The following is a 253-nucleotide window of genomic DNA, read 5'->3' on the forward strand; positions in this document are numbered from 1 at the left end:
GAGGCGGCATGCGCGGACGCGACCCTCGCGACCGGCGGCTACACGGTGTTCCCGCTCGAGACCCGCTTCGTGCCGCCGCCGTTGCGCGGCACCGGATGGGACTGCGCCACCCGGGTGGCCGACCGCCCGTTCGAGGACGGCGACCAGGGCATCGCCTACATCCTGCTGTGGGCGGGCGTCGACGCCGCCCGGGCGATCGGGATCCTCGAGCGCTTCGCGTCGGCGGGCTGGCTGCAGGGCGACGAGACCATCG

General features: G+C 75.1%; 1 protein-coding gene. It reads left to right on the forward strand.

The window, feature by feature from the left end; translation table 11 throughout:
- Positions 1–253: hypothetical protein (locus FJ658_RS16490; protein WP_181408519.1), on the forward strand; the 253-nt coding region annotated here is incomplete at both ends.

Origin of the sequence: Schumannella sp. 10F1B-5-1 (genome assembly GCF_006517535.1) — a bacterium.
In the GTDB taxonomy this organism is placed as follows: Bacteria; Actinomycetota; Actinomycetes; order Actinomycetales; family Microbacteriaceae; genus Schumannella.